Here is a 21,939-nt window from a genome sequence, read left to right as displayed (position 1 = left end):
AACCGACTGGAGAGAAAGGAATGTCTTCAATGATTCGCGCGGCCCTGCTGGGCCTGGTACTGGCTTTCGTCGCTGGCTGCACGTCCAAACCGGTGATGGTGCCCAAGGAACTGCTGGTGGTCGGCCACGCCTATACGGACGAGGAAATCCAGCGGGCCATCGTCAAGGCCTCGGCCGAGCGCGGCTGGACCGTACGCAGTACCAGCCCGGGCCTGGTCCAGGCCGATATCACTGTGCGCAACACCTTCTTCGCTGCCGTGGATATCCGCTACAGCCTGAGCAACTTCCGCATCGAGTACCGTGACAGCCGCAACCTCGGCTACAACGACGGCAAGATCCACCGCAACTACAACCGCTGGGTCTACAACCTCGATAAAAGCATCATGCGCGAACTGCAACGCATCGAGTCCGATCGCATGGTGCAGCGCGCCCTCAACGAACAACGCTCCACCACTTATTAATCAAGGAAAGACACCATGCGCTTGAAAACCTGGACCGCCACCACCGCCCTGCTGCTGTGCGCCTTGCCGGGCATCAGCCAGGCCCGGGATACCGCACTGTTCCTGCCGTTCGAGAAGGTGGTTCAACAGATGACCGCCGAGAAGAAGCTCGATGGTTCGGTGAAGTTCTATTTGGCCGGTGTACAACCGCGCGGCAAGGTCAGCGTCATCAGCCCGAATGCGACCACCAACAAGAAAACCAACGCCTTCAACAAAAGCGATGAAGCCGCTTGCGAATGGGCCCTGCAGTCGGCCCTGCTGACCATGCAAGACGCGGCCAGGAAGGTGGGCGCCAACGCCGTCACCAATATCGCCAGCTACTACAAGAAGAACGAGCGCAAGGACGCCAGCACCTATGAATGCCACGCCGGCGCCGTTATTGCCGGTGTTGCGCTGAAAGGCGATCTGTCGAAGGTCGACTGATCCCGCTCAGCCCTTGCGCGTGAGCAGCTCGACGAAGGCGCCCGCCATCGCCGAGCCCTGCTCGCGCCGCTGCACCAGCCACACCGCCGTGACCGCATCGGCATCCAGCAGCGTGCGATAGACCACCCCGTCGATACGCATGCGCTGGAACGATGCCGGCAGCACCGACACCGCCAACCCCGCCGAGACCAGACCGATGATGGTCATCACCTCCGCCGCCTCCTGGGCGAAATGCGGGGTGAACCCGGCTTGCCGCGCCAGGCTCAACAGTTGGGCATGCAGGCCGCTGCCATAGCTGCGCGGGAAGAACACGAAGGGCTCGTTGGCCAGGGCCTTGAGCTCCAGGCCCTGTTCCGAACCCTCGACCAGCGGGTGGTCGGCATTGAGTACCGCCACCAGCGGCTCACGGAACAGCTCGGTGGCCACCAATGATTCCGGTAGCGCCAAGGGCCGCATGAGGCCGACCTCGATGCTTTCGTCCAGCAGGGCATCGGCGACGTCGCGGCTGCTCATTTCCTTGAGGTTCAGGTGCACAGCCGGGAAACGCTGACGGAAGCTGTAGATGGCCTTTGGAATGCTGGAATTGAAGGGAGCCGAGGAGGTGAAGCCGATCTTCATTTCGCCCAGTTCACCTAATTGTGCGCGGCGGGCAACGTCGGCGGCCTTGTCCACCTGGGCCAGGACCTGGCGGGCTTCTTCAAGGAACAGGCGCCCGGCTTCACTGAGTGCCACCCGTCGGTTGGTGCGCTCGAACAGGCGCGCCCCAAGCTCCTGTTCCAGGGCCTGGATCTGCTGGCTCAGGGGCGGTTGGGAAATGCCCAGGGCCTGCGCGGCCCGGCCGAAATGCAGCTCTTCGGCGACCGCGATGAAGTAACGCAGATGGCGCAATTCCATGGACGCTCCAATAGGTCGTAGAACCTCTTAAACAGGTCGAACAATATATTGGAAATTATCATTAGCCAGCTATATGCTTTTTTTCAACTGCCCCAGAGGCCGCCCCCGCCGAGGCTCCCGTGAAAACTGTTGTAGCGCCCCACGCCCACGACCTTCCCCCCGAACCTGTGGCCGATATCGCCACCCCCCTCAAGGACACCTGGATCGAGAAAGGCACGCCGGCCTTCATGCGGACCGTGCTGGCGCTGTTCTGCGGCGGTTTCGCCACCTTCGCCCTGCTCTACTGCGTACAGCCGATGATGCCGCTGCTGTCTCGCGACTTCGCCATCAATGCGGCGCAAAGCAGCCTGGTGCTGTCGGTGTCCACCGGCTTGCTGGCGTTCGGGCTGCTGATCACCGGGCCGATCTCCGACCGTATCGGGCGCAAGTCGGTGATGGTCTTCGCCCTGTTCTGCGCGGCCCTGAGCACCATCGCCAGTGCACTGATGCCGACCTGGGAAGGCGTGCTGGCGATGCGTTCACTGGTGGGCCTGTCGCTCAGCGGCCTGGCGGCGGTAGCGATGACCTACCTGAGCGAGGAAATTCATCCCCAGCACATTGGCCTGGCGATGGGGCTGTACATCGGCGGCAATGCCATTGGCGGGATGAGCGGGCGACTGATTGCCGGGGTATTGATCGACTTCGTCAGTTGGCATACGGCAATGCTGGTGATCGGTGGCCTGGCCCTGATCGCCGCGGCGCTGTTCTGGAAGGTGCTGCCGGAGTCGCGCAACTTCCGTTCGCGCTCGATGAACCCGCGCAGCCTGCTCGACGGTTTCGTCCTGCACTTCCGGGACGCCGGCCTGCCCTGGCTGTTTCTCGAAGCCTTCCTGCTGATGGGTGCGTTCGTCACCCTGTTCAACTACATCGGTTACCGCCTGCTGGCCGAGCCGTTCAACATGAGCCAGGCGCTGGTGGGGCTGCTGTCGATCGTCTATCTATCGGGCATCTACAGCTCGGCGCAAATCGGTGCACTGGCCGACAAGCTGGGTCGGCGCCGGGTGTTCTGGGGCACCATCCTGCTGATGTTCAGCGGCATGCTGCTGACCCTGTTCAGCGCCTTGCCGCTGATCATCGTCGGCATGCTGGTGTTTACCTTCGGCTTCTTCGGCGCCCACTCGGTAGCCAGCAGCTGGATCGGCCGCCGGGCATTCAAGGCCAAGGGGCAGGCGTCGTCGCTGTACCTGTTCAGTTACTACGCGGGGTCGAGCGTGGCGGGGACAGCCGGTGGGGTGGCCTGGCATTACGCGGGGTGGAACGGGATCGGGGTGTTTATTGGAAGTTTGCTGGTGGTGGCGCTGGGAGTTGCCTTGTACCTGAGCAAGCTGCCACCAAAAGTGGCGTAGACACGGAACCCTGTGGGAGCTGGCTTGCCAGCGATTTGGCCCGACCTGACAACCATTGCCGGCCTCATCGCTGGCAAGCCAGCTCCCACAGGTTATGTGCAAACCTTAAGGGCGCAGATCAGTTAACGATCTCGACGATATCCACATCCACTTCCCGCGACATCAGGTGCTTTTCCACCTCGCCGGTCAGCTTGACCCTTGTCTTGTCATTGAACGCCACGGGCGGCAGGTCTTCGTCGTCGATCTCGACGGTGATGGTGCCGGTGTTGTCCTTGAACTCGTACTTGTCGTCGTTGTTGACCTTCTTGATCACATAGCCGGTCAGCACCACCGGGGTGTCGTCCGCAGCATCGTTGGCGGCGACCACGCTGGTGACGCTCTGCGCACCTGGGCCGGTGTAGCCGGTGCCGGCAGCCAGGGCAGCGGTACTGAACAGGGGAGCGAGGATAAGGGCGAGGTAACGGGTTTTCATGGTTCTGATTCCTTGGCAGGTTTTGATGGGATCAGATTACCCAGGCAGGCTGAATTGAAGCTTAAACCTGATATTTCTGTCAGTTGTGCCTGATTCGAAGCGCATGGCTTGATGATTCCTCCTCCACGAGGACATCGACATGCTCACAAACTCCCTGCGTTACTTCTGCCTGCTCACTGCGCTGTTCCTGCAGATCCCCTGCGCCGTCAGCGCCGATGACCCAGGGCGCAGCGTTGTCCTGCGCCTGCAACAGCGCTTCGACGATATTCGACCGGAATGCAGCGATGGCAGCGCGGCGATCAACTGCAACGGCGTCATCATCCGCGCCATCCGTGACACGTCCAACCCGGCGTTCTGGAACCCCAGCCCGGAAAATGTCGAGCGCAAGGGCGTGTCGTTCTCCTATATCCGCAAGGATGTTGGCAACGAACGGTTGGCGGGCGATGCGGGGTTGATCATGGCCCCGCTGGGCGAGCCGAGCGAGCAGCCGCTGACGGTAAGGTGCGTGTTTCCGCTGAATGCCGCTACTGACAGTCGTATCGAGAGCTGCGGAACCGAGCAGTTCCCGCTGCCGTGTCATTTGAGCGGTGTGGTGGATATCCCGACCTGGCAGGCGCACTTTGCCGAGTACACCGGAACCAAAGCTTGCTACTTCGAGCCAACGGCGCAGTGGTTCCAGTTCAGCATTGAGGTGCGTCAGCACTTTCCGCACCCAGTGCATCGTACGCTTTGGAATGAGGTGGTCATTGCGCCGTGGCCGGAGAACATCCCCGACAAGCTGCCGCTGGAGGCGTTGTATTACAGCGGCGAAGGCTTGGAAAGGGCTCGGCAGATGCAGGACAGCTTCATGGCCGCGACCGGGAAATTCATTCCCATCGTGCAGATCGACCTGACCAGGACGCCGGTGTTCTATTACGAACCGAAGGATCAAAGGGTACAGCCAAACTAACTGGCGACGCCTAAACCCGTGGGAGCTGGCTTGCCAGCTCCCACAAAGTCAGCCGTGGTACTGGGCTGAAAGCTCATGCACCGCGTTGATGAACACGCCTGCATGCTCCGGATCGACTTCCGGGGTGATGCCGTGGCCCAGATTGAACACATGACCCGTGCCATGCCCATAGCTGGCGAGGATGCGCGCCACCTCGGCGCGGATGGCTTCAGGCTTGGCGTAGAGCACGGTCGGGTCCATGTTGCCTTGCAGCGCGACCTTGTCACCCACGCGGCGGCGGGCGTCGCCGATCTCGCAGGTCCAGTCCAGGCCCAGGGCATCGGCGCCGGCCTCGGCGATGCTTTCCAGCCACAGGCCGCCGTTCTTGGTGAAGAGGATCACCGGCACCTTGCGCCCCTCGTGTTCGCGGATCAGGCCGCTGACGATCTTGCGCATGTAGGCCAGGGAGAATTCCTGGTACGCCGCCGCCGAGAGGTTGCCGCCCCAGGTGTCGAAGATCTGCACCGCTTGCGCACCGGCCAGGATCTGCCCGTTGAGGTAGCTGGTGACCGACTGCGCCAGCTTGTCCAGCAGCAGGTGCATGGCCTGGGGGTTGTCGTAGAGCATGGCCTTGGTCTTGCGGAAGTCTTTCGACGAGCCGCCTTCGACCATGTAGGTGGCCAGGGTCCAGGGGCTGCCGGAGAAGCCGATCAGCGGTACGCGGCCATTCAGCTCGCGGCGGATGGTGCTGACCGCGTCCATGACATAGCCGAGGTCTTTCTGCGGATCGGGGATCGGCAGGGCTTCGATGTCAGCCAGGCTGCCGACCACTTTCTTGAAGCGCGGGCCTTCGCCGGTTTCGAAGTACAGGCCCTGGCCCATGGCGTCGGGAATGGTGAGGATGTCGGAGAAGAGGATCGCCGCGTCCAGCGGGTAGCGGTCCAGCGGTTGCAGGGTCACTTCGCAGGCGAATTGCGGGTTCATGCACAGGCTCATGAAATCCCCGGCCTTGGCGCGGCTGGCGCGGTACTCCGGGAGATAGCGGCCGGCCTGGCGCATCATCCACACCGGGGTGACGTCTACAGGTTGCTTGAGCAGCGCGCGCAGGAAACGATCATTCTTCAAGGCAGTCATGTCGGCATCCGGAAAAAAAGTGCGGGCATTTTCTCAGACGCACAAAGAAAAGGCACGGTGCTAGCCGTGCCTTTTGTCTATCAGGATGCCTTGGGTCAATAGATTTTTCAGACGCCCAGGTAATCCAGGATCCCTTCCGCCGCATTACGGCCTTCGAAGATCGCCGTCACCACCAGGTCGGAACCACGGACCATGTCGCCACCGGCGAAGATCTTCGGGTTGCTGGTCTGGTGCTTGAACTGGCCTTTTTCCGGAGCAACCACGCGACCCTGGCTATCGGTGCGGATATCGAACTGCTCGAACCACGGCGCCGGGCTCGGACGGAAACCGAAGGCGATGACCACGGCATCGGCCGGGATGATCTCCTCGGAGCCCGGGATCGGCTCGGGGCTGCGACGGCCACGGGCGTCCGGCTCGCCGAGACGGGTCTCGACCACCTTCACGCCTTCGACCTTGTCTTCGCCGATGATGGCGATCGGCTGGCGGTTGTAGAGGAACTTCACGCCCTCTTCCTTGGCGTTCTTCACCTCTTTGCGCGAGCCGGGCATGTTCGCCTCGTCACGGCGGTAGGCGCAAGTCACGGCCTTGGCGCCCTGGCGGATCGAGGTCCGGTTGCAGTCCATCGCGGTATCGCCACCACCAAGGACCACGACCTTCTTGCCCTTCATGTCGATGAAGTCTTCCGGCGACTTCTCGAAGCCCAGGTTGCGATTGACGTTGGCGACCAGGAAGTCCAGGGCGTCATGCACACCAGGCAGGTCTTCACCAGGGAAGCCGCCCTTCATGTAGGTGTAGGTGCCCATGCCCATGAACACCGCATCGAACTCTTCGAGCAACTGTTCCATGGTCACATCCTTGCCCACCTCGGTGTTGAGGCGGAACTCGATGCCCATGCCGGTGAAGACTTCGCGACGATTGCTCAGCACGGTCTTTTCCAGCTTGAACTCGGGGATGCCGAAGGTCAGCAGGCCGCCGATTTCCGGGTTCCTGTCGAACACCACCGGGGTCACGCCGCCACGCACCAGGATGTCGGCACAGCCAAGGCCGGCAGGGCCCGCACCGATGATGGCGACGCGCTTGCCGGTCGGCTTGACCTTGGACATGTCGGGGCGCCAGCCCATGGCGAAAGCGGTGTCGGTGATGTACTTCTCGACCGAACCGATGGTCACTGCGCCGAATCCGTCGTTCAGGGTGCAGGCGCCTTCGCAGAGGCGGTCCTGCGGGCACACGCGGCCGCAGACCTCCGGCAGGGTGTTGGTCTGGTGCGAGAGCTCGGCCGCCGCGAGGATGTTGCCTTCGGAGACCAGCTTCAGCCAGTTGGGGATGAAGTTGTGGACCGGGCACTTCCATTCGCAATACGGGTTGCCGCAACCCAGGCAGCGGTGGGCCTGCTCGGCCGATTGCTGGGGTTTGAAGGGCTCGTAGATCTCCACGAACTCTTTCTTGCGCTGGCGCAGCAGCTTCTTCTTCGGATCCTTGCGCCCGACTTCGATGAACTGGAAGTCATTACTCAGACGTTCAGCCATTTTTCAAAACCTCTTTACCGCAGTTGCTAGCTTCAAGCTGCAAGCTGCCAGACGATCACGTTTAGCCGGCGAGCCTCGCGCTGGGCGAGGTCGCCGCTTGCAACTGCGTTATTGCGGGTTGGCCCGGGTGCTGGAGAGCAGGTTCTTCAGGTTCGCCGCCTTCGGCTTGACCAGCCAGAAGCGACGCACGTAGTCATCCAGGTTTTCCCAGAGCTCGCGGCCCCATGCACTACCGGTTTCCTCGACGTACTCGGTCAGCACGCGGTGCAGATGGCTGCGGTAAGCCTCCATCGCCTCGCCGGTGATCCGCTGGATTTCCACCAGTTCATGGTTCAGCTTGTCGACGAAGCTGTTGTCCATGTCCAGCACGTAGGCGAAGCCGCCCGTCATGCCGGAGCCGAAGTTGTAGCCGGTCTTGCCCAGGACGCAGACAAAACCACCGGTCATGTATTCGCAGCAGTGATCGCCAGTGCCTTCGACGATGGCGTGGGCACCGGAGTTGCGCACCGCGAAACGCTCGCCCGCGGTACCGGCGGCGAACAGCTTGCCGCCGGTGGCGCCGTAGAGGCAGGTGTTACCGACGATGGCGCTGTCCTGGGTGGCGAACGGGCTGCCGGCTGGCGGCACGATGGTCAGCTTGCCACCGGTCATGCCCTTGCCGACGTAGTCGTTGGCATCGCCTTCCAGGTGCATGTTCAGGCCGCCGGCGTTCCAGACGCCGAAGCTCTGGCCTGCGGTGCCCTTGAAGCGGAAGGTGATCGGCGCCTTGGCCATGCCCTGGTTGCCGTGCAGACGGGCGATCTCGCCGGAGACCCGCGCGCCGATGGAACGGTCGCAGTTGCAGATATCCAGTTCGAATTCGCCGCCGCTCAGGTCGCGGATGGCCGGGAGCGCCATCTGCACCATCTTCTCGGCCAGCACGCCCTTGTCGAATGGCGGGTTGCGGTCGACCTCGCAGAACTGCGGCTTGTCCGCCGGTACGTGGGCACTGCCCAGCAGCGGGCTGAGGTCGAGGTGTTTCTGCTTCTCGGTTTCACCCGGCAGCATTTCCAGCAGGTCGGTCCGCCCGATCAGCTCGCCGAGGCTGCGCACGCCCAGCCTGGCCAGCCATTCACGGGTTTCTTCGGCGATGTAGGTGAAGAAGTTCACCACCATATCGACGGTACCGATGTAGTGATCCTTGCGCAGCTTGTCGTTCTGGGTGGCTACGCCGGTGGCGCAGTTGTTCAGGTGGCAGATACGCAGGTACTTGCAGCCCAGGGCGATCATTGGCGCGGTGCCAAAGCCGAAGCTCTCGGCGCCGAGGATGGCTGCCTTGATCACATCGAGGCCGGTCTTCAGGCCGCCGTCGGTCTGTACCCGGACCTTGCCGCGCAGGTCGTTGCCGCGCAGGGTCTGGTGGGTCTCGGCCAGGCCCAGTTCCCATGGGGCGCCGGCGTACTTGATCGAGGTCAGCGGCGAAGCACCGGTACCACCGTCATAACCGGAGATGGTGATGAGGTCGGCATAGGCCTTGGCGACACCGGCGGCAATGGTACCGACACCGGCTTCCGCCACCAGCTTGACCGAAACCAGCGCCTGCGGGTTGACCTGCTTGAGGTCGAAGATCAGCTGCGAAAGGTCTTCGATCGAGTAGATGTCGTGGTGCGGCGGTGGCGAGATCAGCGTCACGCCCGGCACTGCATAGCGCAGCTTGGCGATCAGGCCGTTGACCTTGCCGCCTGGCAGCTGGCCGCCTTCGCCCGGCTTGGCGCCCTGGGCAACCTTGATCTGCAGCACTTCGGCGTTGACCAGGTACTCGGGAGTGACGCCGAAACGACCGGTAGCGACCTGCTTGATCTTCGAGCTGCGGATGGTGCCGTAGCGCGACGGGTCTTCGCCGCCTTCACCGGAGTTGGAGCGCGCACCCAGGCGGTTCATCGCCTCGGCCAGGGCTTCGTGGGCTTCCGGCGACAGTGCGCCCAGCGAGATACCGGCGGAGTCGAAGCGCTGCAGGATGGCTTCCAGCGGCTCGACCTCGCTGAGGTCCAGGGCCTGGTCGGCGGTCTTGACCTTGAGCAGGTCGCGGATCATCGACACCGGACGGTTGTCCACCAGCGCGGTGTATTCCTTGAACTTGGCGTAGTCGCCCTGCTGCACGGCAGCTTGCAGGGTGTTGACCACGTCAGGGTTGTAGGCATGGTACTCGCCACCGTGGACGAACTTCAGCAGGCCGCCCTGCTGGATCGGCTTGCGCGCGCTCCAGGCTTCGGCAGCGAGCAGCTTCTGCTCGTTCTCGATATCGACGAAGCGCGCGCCCTTCAGGCGGCTGGCCACGCCACGGAAGCTCAGGCCGACCACTTCTTCCGACAGGCCGACGGCTTCGAAGAGCTGCGCGCCACGATAGGAAGCGATGGTGGAGATGCCCATCTTCGACAGGATCTTCAGCAGGCCCTTGGAGATGCCCTTGCGGTAGTACTTGAAGACTTCGTCCAGGTCACCGAGCACTTCGCCGGTGCGGATCAGGTCGGCCAGCACTTCGTAGGACAGGTACGGATAGACCGCGGAAGCACCGAAACCGATCAGCACGGCGAAGTGATGCGGGTCGCGGGCGGTGGCGGTTTCCACCAGGATGTTGCTGTCGCAGCGCAGGCCTTTTTCGGTCAGGCGATGGTGCACGGCGCCGACTGCCAGGGAAGCGTGGACCGGCAGCTTGCCCGGCGCGATGTGACGGTCGGTCAGCACCAGTTGGGTCTTGCCCGAGCGCACGGCTTCCTCGGCCTGGTCGGCGATGCTGCGTACGGCAGCTTCCAGGCCCAGGCTTTCCTCGTAGTTGAGGTCGATGATGTGACGCTCGAAACCAGGGCGGTCGAGGTTCATCAGCGAGCGCCACTTGGCCGGGGAAATCACCGGCGAGCTGAGGATCACGCGGGAGGCGTGCTCAGGGGATTCCTGGAAGATGTTGCGCTCGGCACCGAGGCAGATCTCCAGCGACATCACGATGGCTTCGCGCAGCGGGTCGATCGGTGGGTTGGTCACCTGGGCGAACTGCTGGCGGAAGTAGTCGTAGGTCGAACGCACGCGCTGCGAGAGGATCGCCATCGGCGTGTCGTCGCCCATCGAGCCGACCGCTTCCTGGCCCTGCTCGCCGAGCGGACGCAGAACCTGGTCACGCTCCTCGAAGGTGACCTGGAACATCTTCATGTATTGCTTGAGCTGGTCGGCGTCGTAGCTGGCCACGCCCTGGTCGTCGCTGAGGTCGGCCTGGATGCGCAGGGCATTCTGGCGCAGCCAGCGCTTATACGGATGGCGCGACTTGAGGCGATCGTCGATGGCATTGGTATCGAGGATCTGGCCGGTCTCGGTGTCCACGGCGAAGATCTGGCCAGGGCCGACACGGCCCTTGGCAATCACGTCTTCCGGCTTGTAGTTCCACACGCCGATTTCCGAGGCCAGGGTGATGTAGCCGTTGCGGGTGGTCACCCAGCGCGCCGGGCGCAGGCCGTTGCGGTCGAGCAGGCAGACCGCGTGGCGGCCTTCGGTCATCACCACGCCCGCCGGGCCGTCCCACGGCTCCATGTGCATGGAGTTGTACTCGTAGAAGGCGCGCAGGTCGGCGTCCATGGTCTCGACGTTCTGCCACGCTGGCGGAATGATCATGCGCACGCCGCGGAACAGGTCGATGCCACCGGTGACCATAAGTTCGAGCATGTTGTCCATCGAGGACGAGTCGGAACCTACGCGGTTGACCAGCGGGCCGAGCTCTTCCAGGTCCGGGATCAGTTCGTTCTCGAACTTGGTGCGACGGGCCTGGGCCCAGTTGCGGTTACCGGTGATGGTGTTGATTTCGCCGTTGTGGGCGAGGAAGCGGAACGGCTGTGCCAGCGGCCATTTCGGCAGGGTGTTGGTGGAGAAGCGCTGGTGGAATACGCAGATCGCGGTCTGCAGGCGTTCGTCACCGAGGTCCGGATAGAAGGCGGCGAGGTCCGCCGGCATCATCAGGCCTTTATAGATGATGGTCTTGTGCGAAAAGCTGCAGATGTAGTGGTCGGTGTCTTCGGCGTTGGCTACCGAGGAGCGACGACGGGCGCTGAACAGCTTGATGGCGAATTCCTGGTCGCTCAGGCCTTCGCCGCCGATGAACACCTGCTCGATCTGCGGCAGGCGCTCCAGGGCCAGGCGGCCGAGAACGCTGGTGTCGATCGGCACCTGGCGCCAGCCGACCAGTTGCAGGCCGGCAGCGAGGATTTCGCGATTCATGTTTTCGCGGGCGGCTTCGGCCTTGGCGGCGTCCTGGTTGAAGAACACCATGCCGACGGCGTACTGCTTGGGCAGTTCGGTGCCGAAGGTTTCCTGGGCGACGGCGCGCAGGAACTGGTCGGGCTTCTGCATCAGCAGGCCGCAACCGTCACCGGTCTTGCCATCGGCGTTGATCCCACCGCGGTGGGTCATGCAGGTCAGGGCTTCGATAGCCGTTTGCAAAAGGTGGTGGCTGGGTTCGCCCGTCATATGGGCGATCAGACCGAATCCACAGTTGTCCTTGAATTCTTCGGGATGGTACAGACCTGTTTTCATAGACACTTTCTCACCAGGTTCGCCTCTCACAAAGGCAAATCTTTTTAATTCAACCACTTACCATCCACGCCGAACGAACGCCAGCTTTGCGGGGGGCAATACGGGTGCCATTGTTGCACGGCGACAGTGAATCCCACAAATTTGATGACGAATCATCGAAAATCCATGTCGCATTTTTGAATGTTTTTAAGCGATTGCCGTGGTAACGGCTTGGCTCCACTCTGAAGCGTTTCAGCCTGGACTGCAAGACGGGCTTGTGGCCGGCAGTCTGGGACAGAAAAGCCTGCCGTGCACATGCACAGCAGGCTGTCTGGAAATTCAGAGGTTGATCTTCAGGTGGCGGGGGTAGGTTGCCACCTGGATCGGCTGTTTACTAGCGAGTCGCAGCGAGCTCTTGCTGGACGCTTGCGACGGTGCGAGGCCAAGGTTTACCAGCCTGGACCTTGGCTGGCAAGGACTTGATGGCATTCAGTGCCGCATCGCGACTGGAGAAGCTGCCGTAGGTCACGACATAGAGCGGCTTGCCCTGCAGGTTTTTCTTGAAGTAGCGATAGTCGCCACCCTGGGCCTTGACGTATGCCTGGGCGGTGGCCTCCGAACTGGTACCGAGGATCTGCACCACATAGTTGCCCGGCGCCTGGGAGGCGTACCAGCCACTGCCAGCGCCGCCGGCGGCCGGTTTGGCAGCCGGTTTCTCCGCTGGTTTGACTGCAGGCGTGGCAGGCTTGGCCACGGCGACTTCAGCCGGCTTCGACGCAGGTGCAACCGGTTTGCTGGCTGCCGGAGCGGCAGGCTGGTGAGCCGGAGCAACCGGCTGTGCGGACGCCAGCGTCTGCGACGGCTGGATGGGCTGGGCAGGCGTCGGCGCCGGGCCGGCGACAGCGCCTTCGGGCGGCGCGGTGGTGGTCACGGTTGGCGGCTGCAGGGCGGTATTGCCGGCCGGGCCGCCTTCCTCGCCTTCATTCATGCCGGCAGCTTCGGCCAGCGGGCCGCGCATGACCGGCTGCGACTGCCCCACCAGCGGCAGTGGCATCGGCTGCGACGAACCGGCGAACTCGATCGCCGGACCGCCATTGTTCGATTGTGCATTGCCAGGCTGGCCCTGGCCCAGCGGCAGTTGCGCCTGCTCGGTGGGTGCGGCGGTCTTCGGCTGGTCGCCCTTCTTCGGCATCAGCACGGCGGCGCCGACGGCAACGATTACCACGGCGGACAGCGCCAGCACATGTTTCTTCGGCATAGAGAACCCCACTGATGGTCGCTTCGCCGTCGAACGGCTGGCGATCATGGCTTCGATCAAGGTGTCACGGGCAACCTGGTTGATGTTCCCGGGCCAGCCTTCGGAATTTTGCTGGATATCGGCGATCTGCTCGGCAGTGAACACCTCGATGCCACGCCCTGCACCTTCCAGACGCTGCTCCAGGTACTCCCGGGTTTCGTCTTCGCTGTAGGGCTGCAACTCGATGACATGGAAGCGTTCGTCTTCGATTTCCAGCGCATCCAGGCTGGTGATCAGCGAGGGCTCACCGAACAGGAATACGTGGGGGCGACCTTCGGCGGTGCCCGCCGCCAATTCCAGCAACGCTTGGAGCGCCGATTCGCCAAGTTGTTCCGCATCGTCCACCAGCAAGTAGACTTCCTGGCCGGTCAGGCCGAGCTGTACCACCTGGGAAAGGATCGCCGGGACTTCGGCCGTTGCCACGTTGAGCGACTGCGCCACCTGGGCCAGCACACTGGCGGCATCGCTGGCGCCGCGGGCGGAGACCACGACGCTTTGCACCGACTGCTTGTTGGTGCTGGCGACGAGCGCCTGGCGCAGCAGGGTCTTGCCACTGCCGTGCGGGCCGGTCACCACCAGCAGCAGCTGGCTGTAGCGGGCCAGGTGATGCAGTTGGCCCAGGACCGGCTTGCGCTGGGCGGGGAAGAACTTGAAACCCGGGACGCGCGCGGCGAAGGGATCGTGGTTCAGCTGGTAGTGGCCGAGGAAGGCCTCATCGGCATGCAAACTAGTCATCTGGCTCTCATCGACCTCAAAGCTGGGCCACGATGGCGGGGTAGTCCGCCGCCAGGGTGGCCTGAAGAATCTCTTGCGGGTAGTCGTCGGTGACCAGCGCCTCGCCCAGCTTGCGCAGCAGGACCAGGCGCAGACGACCATCAAGTACTTTCTTGTCCACGGACATGTGCTGCATGAACTGCGCAGGCGTCATGTCCGCGGGCGGCACGACCGGCAACCCGGCGCGCTGCATCAGGCGAATACCACGATCGCGGTCCGCCTGACTGATCCAGCCCAGGCGCATGGACATCTCCAGGGCCATGACCGTCCCCGCCGCCACCGCCTCGCCATGAAGCCAGACACCATAGCCCATCTGGGTTTCGATGGCGTGGCCGAAGGTATGGCCGAGGTTCAGGGTGGCACGCACCCCGGATTCACGTTCGTCGGCGCCTACCACTGCGGCCTTGGCCGCGCAGGAGCGGCGGATGGCCTCGGTCAGGGCCACGCCATCGAGGTTGCGCAGGGCCTCGACGTTGTCTTCCAGCCAGCCGAGGAACGGCTCGTCGCAGATCAGGCCGTACTTGATCACTTCGGCGAGGCCTGCGGACAGCTCCCGCGGCGGCAGGGTGCGCAGGCTGGCAGTATCGATCAGCACGGCGTTGGGCTGGTAGAAGGCACCGACCATGTTCTTGCCCAGCGGGTGGTTGATGCCGGTCTTGCCGCCAACCGAGGAGTCGACCTGGGACAGCAGGGTGGTCGGCACCTGGATGAAGTCCACGCCACGCTGGTAGCAGGCTGCCGCGAAGCCGGCCATGTCGCCGATGACACCACCACCGAGGGCGATGACCGTGGTGCGGCGATCATGTCGTGCACCGAGCAGCGCGTCGAAGATCAGTTGCAGTGTTTCCCAGTTCTTGTAGGACTCGCCGTCCGGCAGCACCACGGGCAGTACCTTGTAGGCACCGAGGGTCTGGCTGAGGCGCTCCAGGTACAGGGGCGCGACGGTCTCGTTGGAAACGATGGCGACCTGCCGGCCGGCAATGTGCGGCGCCAGCAGTTCAGGTTGTTCCAGCAGCCCTTCACCGATGTAGATCGGGTAGCTGCGTTCGCCCAGGTCGACCTTAAGTGTCTGCATGTATCCCCACGAAGAACGAAGACGCGGCCCCGAAAACCCGGTCCGCGTGATAACAAAGTACCCTGTCAGGGCATGACTGGTCGCCGAGGATAGTCATGCGTCAGCGGGGCGGCAACTTCTGCAAGCGTTCGAGAATATCCAGGACCACCATGCGCGGTGGCCGTTCGTCGGTTTCAACCACCAGGTCGGCGATTTCCCGGTAAAGCGGATCGCGCAACGCCAGCAGGTTGCGCAGGGTTTCCTCGGGATTGGCAGTGCGCAGCAACGGGCGATTGCGGTCGCGGGCAGTGCGCCCCACCTGCTGTTCGACCGAGGCATGCAGGTAGATGACCCGGCCGCCATCATGCAGCGCCTTGCGGTTGGCGTCGCGCATCACCGCACCGCCACCGGTCGCCAGGACCAGGCCGTCGGCGGCGCAGAGTTCGGCGATCATGGCCTGCTCGCGATCACGAAAGCCCGGTTCACCCTCTTTATCGAAGATCCACGGGATATTGGCGCCCGTGCGCAATTCAATTTCCTTATCGGAATCCTTGAAAGGCAGGCGCAGCTCTTTGGCAAGCAGGCGGCCGATGGTGCTTTTGCCAGCACCCATCGGCCCAACAAGTATCAAATTTCGCACAGAATCAATGACTCACAGCAATCGCCTGGTCATTCATGATACGCGGAGTCAGGAAGACCAACAGCTCGGATTTTCTTTCTTGGACGGTAGAGCGACGAAACAGCCGCCCAACATACGGCACATCGCCGAAAAATGGCACCTTATCCACCACATTACTTTTGCTGGTGGAGTAAACCCCACCGATCACGATGGTCTGGCCGTCGCCGACGCGCACCCGGGCATTGACCTCGTTCTTGCGAATCGGCGGCACGCTGCCCTGAAGATTCAGGTAGTCCGGTTCGTCCTTGGTTACCTTGACCTGCATGCTCACTTCGCCGCCAGGCATGATCCTGGGGGTGACTTCCAGCGAAAGGGAAGCCTCGCGGAAAGTGATGGAGGTGGTGCCGTTGGCACCCGACTCCTGGTAAGGAACCTCCGAACCCTTGAGGATCCGTGCGGTTTCCTTGTCGGCGGTGAGGACCTTGGGCTGGGAGATGATCTCGCCGTTGCCGGATTTTTCCATGGCGCTGAGTTCCAGGTCCAGGAGGCCGCTGTCCCCGATCAGGCCGAATCCTATACCTGCGGTGGCGCGTTCGACACCCATGTCGACGAAGGTTGGCGAATCATCCCCGCCGATTCCCGGAGCGAGGCGACCGCCCTTTGAACCACCCCAGCGCACGCCCAGGCCTCGCTCGTAATCCACGTTGGCCTCGACGATACGCGCCTCGATCAGCACCTGGCGCACCGGTACGTCCAACTGCCCGACCAGGCGGCGCAAGGTGTCGAGGCGCTGCGGTTGCTGGCTGGTGATCAGACTGTTGGTGCGCTCGTCGACGCTGATCGCCCCCCAGGGTTCCTCCTCCGGACCGGCCTCCAGCAAAGGCTGCAGCAACGTGACAATATCCGCAGCCTGGGCATGGCTGACCGACAGGAACGCCTGTTCCCTCGGACCGTAGACCGGGCGCCCCGCGTTCTCTAGTTCGCCGAGCGGAGCGACCAGCAGGACGTTTCCGTCCAGCCGCCGGCCCAGCCCCTTGCTCTGCAGCACCGTATCCAGCGCCTGCTCCCAAGGCACTTCGTGCAGCCGCAGAGTGATATTGCCGCGTACTTCGTCGCTGACCACCAGGTTGACCCCGACGAAGTCGGCCAGTACCTGCAATACGGCCCGGACCTCGACATCCTGGAAATTCAGCGACAACGGCTTGCCGGGTGCGGCAACGCTCACCGGTGACAACAGTAGCAGGTACAACATCCATGATCTGAACATCCTGTTCATCCATACCTCTACGTATCCATTCATCCATAAGGCCTGGTCTCAGCTTTTGACGAGCCTGAGGATTTGCCCGATTCCTGTCGCCGTGTCCTGTATCTCCACATGACCCTCCTCTACCGCCAGGATCCGGCCTGCCCCGAAACGGTCGCCTTGACGCAGCAGGTGCACCACGCCCCCCACACCGATGAGCGCCGCCGGCCCTTGCGGGTCGCGCAGGTAACCCACCATGCGGGCCTGGTCCAGGGGCAGCTCGCCAGTAGCGGTGGCGAAGGGCTCGAACGGGTCGTGTGGCGGCCGGGCGGCCAGTGCCACCGACGGCAACGTCGCACTTGCCTGGAGGGCGCGGTAGGCCTGGAGCCGCAGGGCAAGACGCAGTAAACCGGGAGAAACCTCATCTGCCGCCGTCAGTTGCAACTCGTGCAAGGTCACCAGTTGACCCAGCCCGCCCAACCCGGCGAGAAAGCGCTTCAGGGCCCGGTAATCCCCGGACACACGCACCAGCAGCGGCAGTTCGACATGGTTCGGCTGCTGCTCGGGCTCCAGCGCCGAGACCTGCTCGAAAGACAACCCTGCGCCCAATTGGCCAAGGCTCTGCAACAGGCTCGCCAGGCCATCTTCGTCGAACAGCTCGCGCTGCCTGCGCCGCAGGTCGTCTTCCAGTCGTGCAAGCTGCGCCTGTTGTTCCGCATGGGTATCCACCTTTGCCGAACGCGTCTGCCATTGCTGCTGCAGCTGGTCGTGCCGCTCCTGCGCCCGGGCGATGGAATCGAGCACTCCGCGACCGTGGAAACCAAGGACCAGCCCCGGCGGCAGCGACAGGCATGCAGCCAGCAGCGCGCCCTTCGCCCACCACGGCCAGCGCAGCAGCAGGCGCCAGTCCAGCAGGTCGTCGATCAGCGCGAGATTCATGGCGCCGGCCGCTGGAGGCTTACCGACACACGGAAGCGCTCACCCGCCGGCGAAGACGCCAGTTCCTGTAGATCCGGCGCCCCCAGGCCCGGCGACTGGCGCAGGTTGCGCAGCAACTGCGCTACTTCGGCACCACTGCGCGCCAGGCCGGAGAGACCCAGCTCACCGTCGGCCATATGCAGTTCGCTCAGCCTGGCTCCCGCCGGAACGATATGCATGAGGTGAAAAAGCAGGTCGCCGCCACTGCCCTGTCGCTGCTGCAGCCCCTGCAATTCGTCCGATTGCGCCTGCAAGGCATCGATCCGCTCTCCCAGCAGCGTGACCTGCTCCAGCTTTTCGGCAAGCCCGGCGATGCGTTCATCCAGCCGCGCATTGGCCCCTGCCTGACGCTCCAGACGCTGGTCCAGCACTGCGACGCCCACTACTGATAGCAATGCGCCCGCCACCAGGCTACCGAACAACATCCCTTGCCATCGCCGGATCGCTTGCCGGCGCCGCCATTCGCGCCACGGCAGGAGGTTGACCCCGGCCATCAGTTGCAGCCCCTCAAGGCCAGGCCGGTGGCAACGCCAAGCAAGGGCGCGGCCTCCTGCAATCCGTCGTCGTTCCCTGGCAGCAACAGCCCTGCCAAGGGATCGAAAACCCGCGCGGCAATGCCCAGGCGTCGCTGCAACTGCCCGCCGAGCCCGTCGCGATCCGCATGGGCACCGGCCAGCCACAGCCGATCCGGCATGGCACCGGGTTCTCGCAACAGGCACTGATCGACGAATTCCACCAGCATGTCGAGCCGCGGCTCCAGGGGCATCTGGCGCTCGCTGAACGCCAGCCCGCCATCCGCGCCGAAACCATGGAACCCCCAGGCCTCCGGCTCCAGCAGCACCACCGCGGACGACGCCAAGGCCTGTCGAGCCAGTACCCGCTGCCAGGCGTGGCTGTCGATATCGACGATTCGCGCCTGCAACCCTGCCAGCCCCATTACCCGCTGCAGGCTATCCAGCCACTCCTGGCGACAGGCCGTGAACGCTACGTTGAGCATGCCCGGCGTGCCGGGAACAACCCGATAGTCCAGCGCCGCCTCCTCCACCGCAAATGGAATGAACTGCTCGGCCTCGTCGCGTAACCGCTCGTCGATTTCATCGTCGTCCAGCCCTGGCGGCATCGCCACCGCATGCTGGATGACCGCCGCAGAGGGCACCGCCAGTGCAGCTTCACGAGTGCTCGCACCGCTGCGCGCCCGTGCCCGCGCAAGCGCATCGGCAACCGCCTCATGGGCCACCACCCGCCCATCGGCCAGTGCGCCCGGTGGCAAGGGTTCGATCGCCCACCCCCGCAAGGCCAGCCCTGACGGACGCCGCTCCAGTTGCAGCAACCTGACCGTACCGGAGGCAATTTCTACTCCCAGCAGTGAACCGGCATCCCGCCCTGTGCGTCCAAACATCCTGTTTTCCCCGTTCGTGGTTGAAGCTTCGTCCTGAAAAAAGGCAGCAAGTCGCCGTCCTGGCGAGGGAGGCGACAGCCCCACCTTGACACCCGGTGCAAATCCCGCGTGGAAGTGAAAATTGCTTATAATGCGCAGCGTTTTCCGGCCCGCCGGGCCCTGCGCTCAATCCAAAACCCCAACTGGACACCCCAACGCCTTGATACGCCTGCTGAAGTTCTTCTGGTGGTCTTTCGTCGCAGTCATTTGCGCAGCCGTCCTCGGTCTGAGCGGCGCGTTTCTGTATCTTAGTCCCAGCCTGCCGTCGGTCGAGGCACTGCGAAGCATCCAGTTGCAGATACCGCTGAGGGTGTACAGCAGTGACGGCAAGCTGATCGCCGAGTTCGGCGAAATGCGGCGGTCTCCAATCCGTTTTGCGGATATTCCCCCACACTTCATTCAGGCATTGCTGTCAGCCGAGGACGACAATTTCCTCAATCACTATGGTGTCGACCCCAGCAGCCTGATGCGTGCCGCCACGCAACTGCTCAAGTCCGGGCATATCCAGACCGGCGGCAGCACCATCACCATGCAGGTGGCGAAGAACTTCTTCCTGACCAGCGAACGCAGCTTCTCGCGCAAGACCAACGAGATCCTCCTCGCCTTGCAGATCGAACGCGAACTGACCAAGGACGAGATCCTCGAGCTGTACGTCAACAAGATCTACCTGGGTAACCGCGCCTACGGCATCGAGGCCGCGGCGCAGGTGTACTACGGCAAGTCGATCCGCGATATCAGCCTGGCGCAGATGGCCATGATCGCCGGCCTGCCCAAGGCGCCGTCGCGCTTCAACCCGCTGGCCAACCCGGCGCGGGCCAAGGAGCGTCGCGACTGGATCCTCGGGCGCATGTACAAGCTGGGCAAGATCGACGAGGCAAGCTACCAGGCCGCACTCGCCGAGCCACTGAACGCCAGCTACCACGTGCCGACGCCGGAAGTGAACGCACCGTACATCGCCGAAATGGCCCGCGCCGAGATGGTCGGGCGCTACGGCAGCGACGCCTACACCGAAGGCTTCCGCGTTACTACGACGGTTCCGAGCAACCTGCAGGAAATCGCCAACAAGGCGGTGCTCGACGGCCTGACCGACTACGACCAGCGTCACGGTTATCGCGGCCCCGAATCGCGCCTGCCGGGCAAGACCCGCGCCGCCTGGCTGCTGGAGCTGGCCAAGCAGCGCCCGATGGGCGGTCTGGAGCCGGCCATCGTTACCCAGGTCGACAAGAGCGGCCTGCGCGTGCTGACCCGCAACGGCGACGAGGCCAGCGTGGCCTGGGACACCATGAAGTGGGCCCGTCCGTTCCTCAATACCAACAGCCAGGGTCGCGCACCGCAGCAAGCCAGCGACGTGGCCCAGGTCGGCGACCTGATCCGCGTCCGGCGCAAGGATGATGGCAGCCTGGCCTTCAGCCAGGTACCGGGCGCACAGAGCGCGCTGGTAACCCTCGACCCGAACACCGGCGCGATCCGCGCCCTGGTCGGCGGTTTCTCCTTCGAGCAGAGCAACTACAACCGTGCCACCCAGGCCAAGCGCCAGCCAGGCTCGAGCTTCAAGCCGTTCGTCTACAGCGCCGCCCTGGATAACGGCTACACCGCCGCCAGCCTGGTCAACGATGCACCGATCGTGTTCGTCGACGAGTATCTGGACAAGGTCTGGCGACCGAAGAACGACACCAATACCTTCCTCGGCCCGATCCGCATGCGCGAGGCGTTGTACAAGTCGCGCAACCTGGTGTCGATCCGCCTGCTGCAGAGCATGGGCGTGGACAGTACCATCGACTACATCGCGAAATTCGGCTTCAACAAGCAGGACCTGCCACGCAACCTGTCTCTGGCGCTGGGCACCGCAACCCTGACACCGATGGAGATCGCCACCGGCTGGAGCGCCTTTGCCAACGGCGGCTACAAGATCAATCCGTACCTGATCGAGCGCATCGAAAGCCGCAACGGCGAGACGCTGTTTACCGCCAATCCGGCGCGCACCCCCGCCGGCCACGACGACCAGGACGGTATCGCTGCGCCACAGGCACAGCCGATCATCACCGACAGCCAGCAGGCCCCTGCGACGCAGCCGCAGGCTCCGGTGCTCGCCGAGCGGATCATCGACGGCCGGACCAGCTACATCCTCACCAGCATGCTGGAAGACGTGATCAAGCGCGGCACCGGCCGCCGCGCCTTGGCCCTCGGCCGCAACGACCTGGCCGGCAAGACCGGCACCACCAACGAATCCAAGGATGCCTGGTTCTCCGGCTACAACGCCGACTACGTGACCACGGTATGGACCGGCTTCGACCAACCGGAGACCCTGGGTCGTCGTGAATATGGCGGCACCGTGGCGTTGCCGATCTGGATGAACTTCATGGGGCCGGCGCTGAAGGGTATGCCGGAGCATCAATTGCCGGAGCCCGAAGGCATCCTCAGCCTGCGCATCGACCCGGTCAGCGGCCGGGCGGCGACGCCGAGCACGCCGAACGCCTACTTCGAGCTGTTCAAGGCCGAGGATACGCCACCCTCGGTGAACGAAATGGGCAACGGCACCGCACCGGGCAGCCCGCTGCCGGCGGACGAGGCGGCGCCGATGGATCTGTTCTGATCCTGAGTCTGTATTGGCTTTGCTGGCCTCATCGCTGCGGTGCGGCGGTCCGACAAGCCAGCTCCCACAGGGACCGCATGCACCGCTAACCCTGTGGGAGTCCGCCCGCCGCCCCGGCGCCGCGCTGTCGCGCAGCAAACATGGGCGC

Annotated in this window: 17 protein-coding genes; 5 read left to right on the top strand and 12 right to left on the bottom strand. The window is 63.6% G+C overall.

Annotation, left to right across the window (positions count from 1 at the left end; genetic code table 11):
• The first annotated feature begins 20 nt into the window (after positions 1-20).
• Both N7650_RS16085 and N7650_RS16080 read left to right on the top strand, forming a co-directional pair.
• On the top strand, positions 21-461 hold the full coding sequence (locus tag N7650_RS16085) for a hypothetical protein (RefSeq protein WP_037059408.1): 441 nt from the start codon (positions 21-23) through the stop codon (positions 459-461).
• A gap of 15 nt (positions 462-476) precedes the next feature.
• A complete protein-coding gene (locus tag N7650_RS16080) occupies positions 477-923 on the top strand; it encodes an excinuclease (RefSeq protein WP_075802137.1) in 447 nt (148 codons plus the stop codon).
• 6 nt (positions 924-929) lie between these two features.
• Here the strand turns inward: N7650_RS16080 and N7650_RS16075 are convergent, their stop codons facing one another.
• The gene (locus tag N7650_RS16075; RefSeq protein WP_279899072.1) at positions 930-1,817 is read right to left on the bottom strand and encodes a LysR family transcriptional regulator; all 888 of its coding nucleotides are present in this window, start codon (positions 1,815-1,817) and stop codon (positions 930-932) included.
• A 119-nt stretch (positions 1,818-1,936) separates the two neighbouring features.
• Between N7650_RS16075 and N7650_RS16070 the strand changes: the two genes are divergently transcribed.
• Positions 1,937-3,202, top strand: a complete 1,266-nt coding sequence (locus N7650_RS16070; RefSeq protein ID WP_279899071.1) for an MFS transporter — start codon at positions 1,937-1,939, stop codon at positions 3,200-3,202.
• Positions 3,203-3,320: 118 nt separating this feature from the next.
• On the opposite strand, the gene N7650_RS16065 is transcribed toward N7650_RS16070, so the two are convergent.
• Entirely contained in the window at positions 3,321-3,674 is a 354-nt protein-coding gene (locus N7650_RS16065) for a NirD/YgiW/YdeI family stress tolerance protein (RefSeq protein WP_009396835.1), read from the bottom strand.
• A gap of 139 nt (positions 3,675-3,813) precedes the next feature.
• Between N7650_RS16065 and N7650_RS16060 the strand changes: the two genes are divergently transcribed.
• Positions 3,814-4,623 (top strand): hypothetical protein, encoded by an 810-nt coding sequence (locus tag N7650_RS16060; protein WP_279899070.1) that lies wholly within the window; start codon positions 3,814-3,816, stop codon positions 4,621-4,623.
• Between the two features lie 48 nt (positions 4,624-4,671).
• Here N7650_RS16060 and hemE read toward each other — a convergent pair whose 3' ends face one another.
• The 10 genes from hemE to pilM form a co-directional block, all read right to left on the bottom strand.
• A complete protein-coding gene (hemE, locus tag N7650_RS16055) occupies positions 4,672-5,736 on the bottom strand; it encodes a uroporphyrinogen decarboxylase (protein ID WP_064301186.1) in 1,065 nt (354 codons plus the stop codon).
• Positions 5,737-5,843: 107 nt separating this feature from the next.
• Complete coding sequence (locus tag N7650_RS16050) at positions 5,844-7,262, bottom strand: FAD-dependent oxidoreductase (RefSeq protein ID WP_009396832.1); 1,419 nt, start codon at positions 7,260-7,262, stop codon at positions 5,844-5,846.
• Positions 7,263-7,370: 108 nt separating this feature from the next.
• Positions 7,371-11,816 carry a glutamate synthase large subunit gene (gene gltB / locus N7650_RS16045; RefSeq protein WP_279899069.1) on the bottom strand — a complete coding sequence of 1,482 codons (4,446 nt, stop codon included), beginning with the start codon at positions 11,814-11,816 and terminating at the stop codon, positions 7,371-7,373.
• Between the two features lie 373 nt (positions 11,817-12,189).
• Positions 12,190-13,827 (bottom strand): AAA family ATPase, encoded by a 1,638-nt coding sequence (locus N7650_RS16040; protein WP_009396829.1) that lies wholly within the window; start codon positions 13,825-13,827, stop codon positions 12,190-12,192.
• Between the two features lie 16 nt (positions 13,828-13,843).
• Positions 13,844-14,941 (bottom strand): 3-dehydroquinate synthase, encoded by a 1,098-nt coding sequence (aroB, locus tag N7650_RS16035; protein ID WP_009396828.1) that lies wholly within the window; start codon positions 14,939-14,941, stop codon positions 13,844-13,846.
• A gap of 100 nt (positions 14,942-15,041) precedes the next feature.
• Positions 15,042-15,560 carry a shikimate kinase AroK gene (gene aroK / locus N7650_RS16030; RefSeq protein ID WP_009396827.1) on the bottom strand — a complete coding sequence of 173 codons (519 nt, stop codon included), beginning with the start codon at positions 15,558-15,560 and terminating at the stop codon, positions 15,042-15,044.
• Positions 15,561-15,564: 4 nt separating this feature from the next.
• Entirely contained in the window at positions 15,565-16,815 is a 1,251-nt protein-coding gene (gene pilQ / locus N7650_RS16025) for a type IV pilus secretin PilQ (RefSeq protein ID WP_279899067.1), read from the bottom strand.
• A 39-nt stretch (positions 16,816-16,854) separates the two neighbouring features.
• Positions 16,855-17,721: a type 4a pilus biogenesis protein PilO gene (pilO, locus tag N7650_RS16020; RefSeq protein WP_279899066.1), complete on the bottom strand. Its 867-nt coding sequence runs from the start codon at positions 17,719-17,721 to the stop codon at positions 16,855-16,857.
• Positions 17,718-18,185, bottom strand: coding sequence for a PilN domain-containing protein (locus N7650_RS16015; RefSeq protein WP_158487704.1), 468 nt, complete (start codon positions 18,183-18,185; stop codon positions 17,718-17,720). Before N7650_RS16015 ends, pilO begins: the two co-directional genes overlap by 4 nt.
• A 68-nt stretch (positions 18,186-18,253) precedes the next feature.
• Positions 18,254-19,159, bottom strand: a complete 906-nt coding sequence (pilM, locus tag N7650_RS16010) for a type IV pilus assembly protein PilM (protein WP_080604732.1) — start codon at positions 19,157-19,159, stop codon at positions 18,254-18,256.
• Between the two features lie 199 nt (positions 19,160-19,358).
• On the opposite strand from pilM, the gene N7650_RS16005 reads away from it, so the two are divergent.
• A complete protein-coding gene (locus N7650_RS16005) occupies positions 19,359-21,791 on the top strand; it encodes a penicillin-binding protein 1A (protein ID WP_009396822.1) in 2,433 nt (810 codons plus the stop codon).
• The last annotated feature ends 148 nt before the right edge of the window (positions 21,792-21,939 follow it).

It is taken from the genome of Pseudomonas sp. GD04058 (assembly GCF_029836855.1).
Classification (GTDB): Bacteria; Pseudomonadota; Gammaproteobacteria; order Pseudomonadales; family Pseudomonadaceae; genus Aquipseudomonas; species Aquipseudomonas bharatica.
This window is presented reverse-complemented; position numbering and strand designations above follow the sequence as displayed.

Bases quoted from the DNA above. Each gene is read 5' to 3' on its own strand.
- N7650_RS16085 (WP_037059408.1), top strand. From the start codon at position 21: ATGTCTTCAATGATTCGCGCGGCCCTGCTGGGCCTGGTACTGGCTTTC.
- N7650_RS16080 (WP_075802137.1), top strand. From the start codon at position 477: ATGCGCTTGAAAACCTGGACCGCCACCACCGCCCTGCTGCTGTGCGCC.
- N7650_RS16075 (WP_279899072.1), bottom strand. From the start codon at position 1,817: ATGGAATTGCGCCATCTGCGTTACTTCATCGCGGTCGCCGAAGAGCTG.
- N7650_RS16065 (WP_009396835.1), bottom strand. From the start codon at position 3,674: ATGAAAACCCGTTACCTCGCCCTTATCCTCGCTCCCCTGTTCAGTACC.
- N7650_RS16060 (WP_279899070.1), top strand. From the start codon at position 3,814: ATGCTCACAAACTCCCTGCGTTACTTCTGCCTGCTCACTGCGCTGTTC.
- hemE (WP_064301186.1), bottom strand. From the start codon at position 5,736: ATGACTGCCTTGAAGAATGATCGTTTCCTGCGCGCGCTGCTCAAGCAA.
- N7650_RS16050 (WP_009396832.1), bottom strand. From the start codon at position 7,262: ATGGCTGAACGTCTGAGTAATGACTTCCAGTTCATCGAAGTCGGGCGC.
- gltB (WP_279899069.1), bottom strand. From the start codon at position 11,816: ATGAAAACAGGTCTGTACCATCCCGAAGAATTCAAGGACAACTGTGGA.
- N7650_RS16040 (WP_009396829.1), bottom strand. From the start codon at position 13,827: ATGACTAGTTTGCATGCCGATGAGGCCTTCCTCGGCCACTACCAGCTG.
- aroB (WP_009396828.1), bottom strand. From the start codon at position 14,941: ATGCAGACACTTAAGGTCGACCTGGGCGAACGCAGCTACCCGATCTAC.
- pilQ (WP_279899067.1), bottom strand. From the start codon at position 16,815: ATGAACAGGATGTTCAGATCATGGATGTTGTACCTGCTACTGTTGTCA.
- pilO (WP_279899066.1), bottom strand. From the start codon at position 17,721: ATGAATCTCGCGCTGATCGACGACCTGCTGGACTGGCGCCTGCTGCTG.
- N7650_RS16015 (WP_158487704.1), bottom strand. From the start codon at position 18,185: ATGTTGTTCGGTAGCCTGGTGGCGGGCGCATTGCTATCAGTAGTGGGC.
- pilM (WP_080604732.1), bottom strand. From the start codon at position 19,159: ATGTTTGGACGCACAGGGCGGGATGCCGGTTCACTGCTGGGAGTAGAA.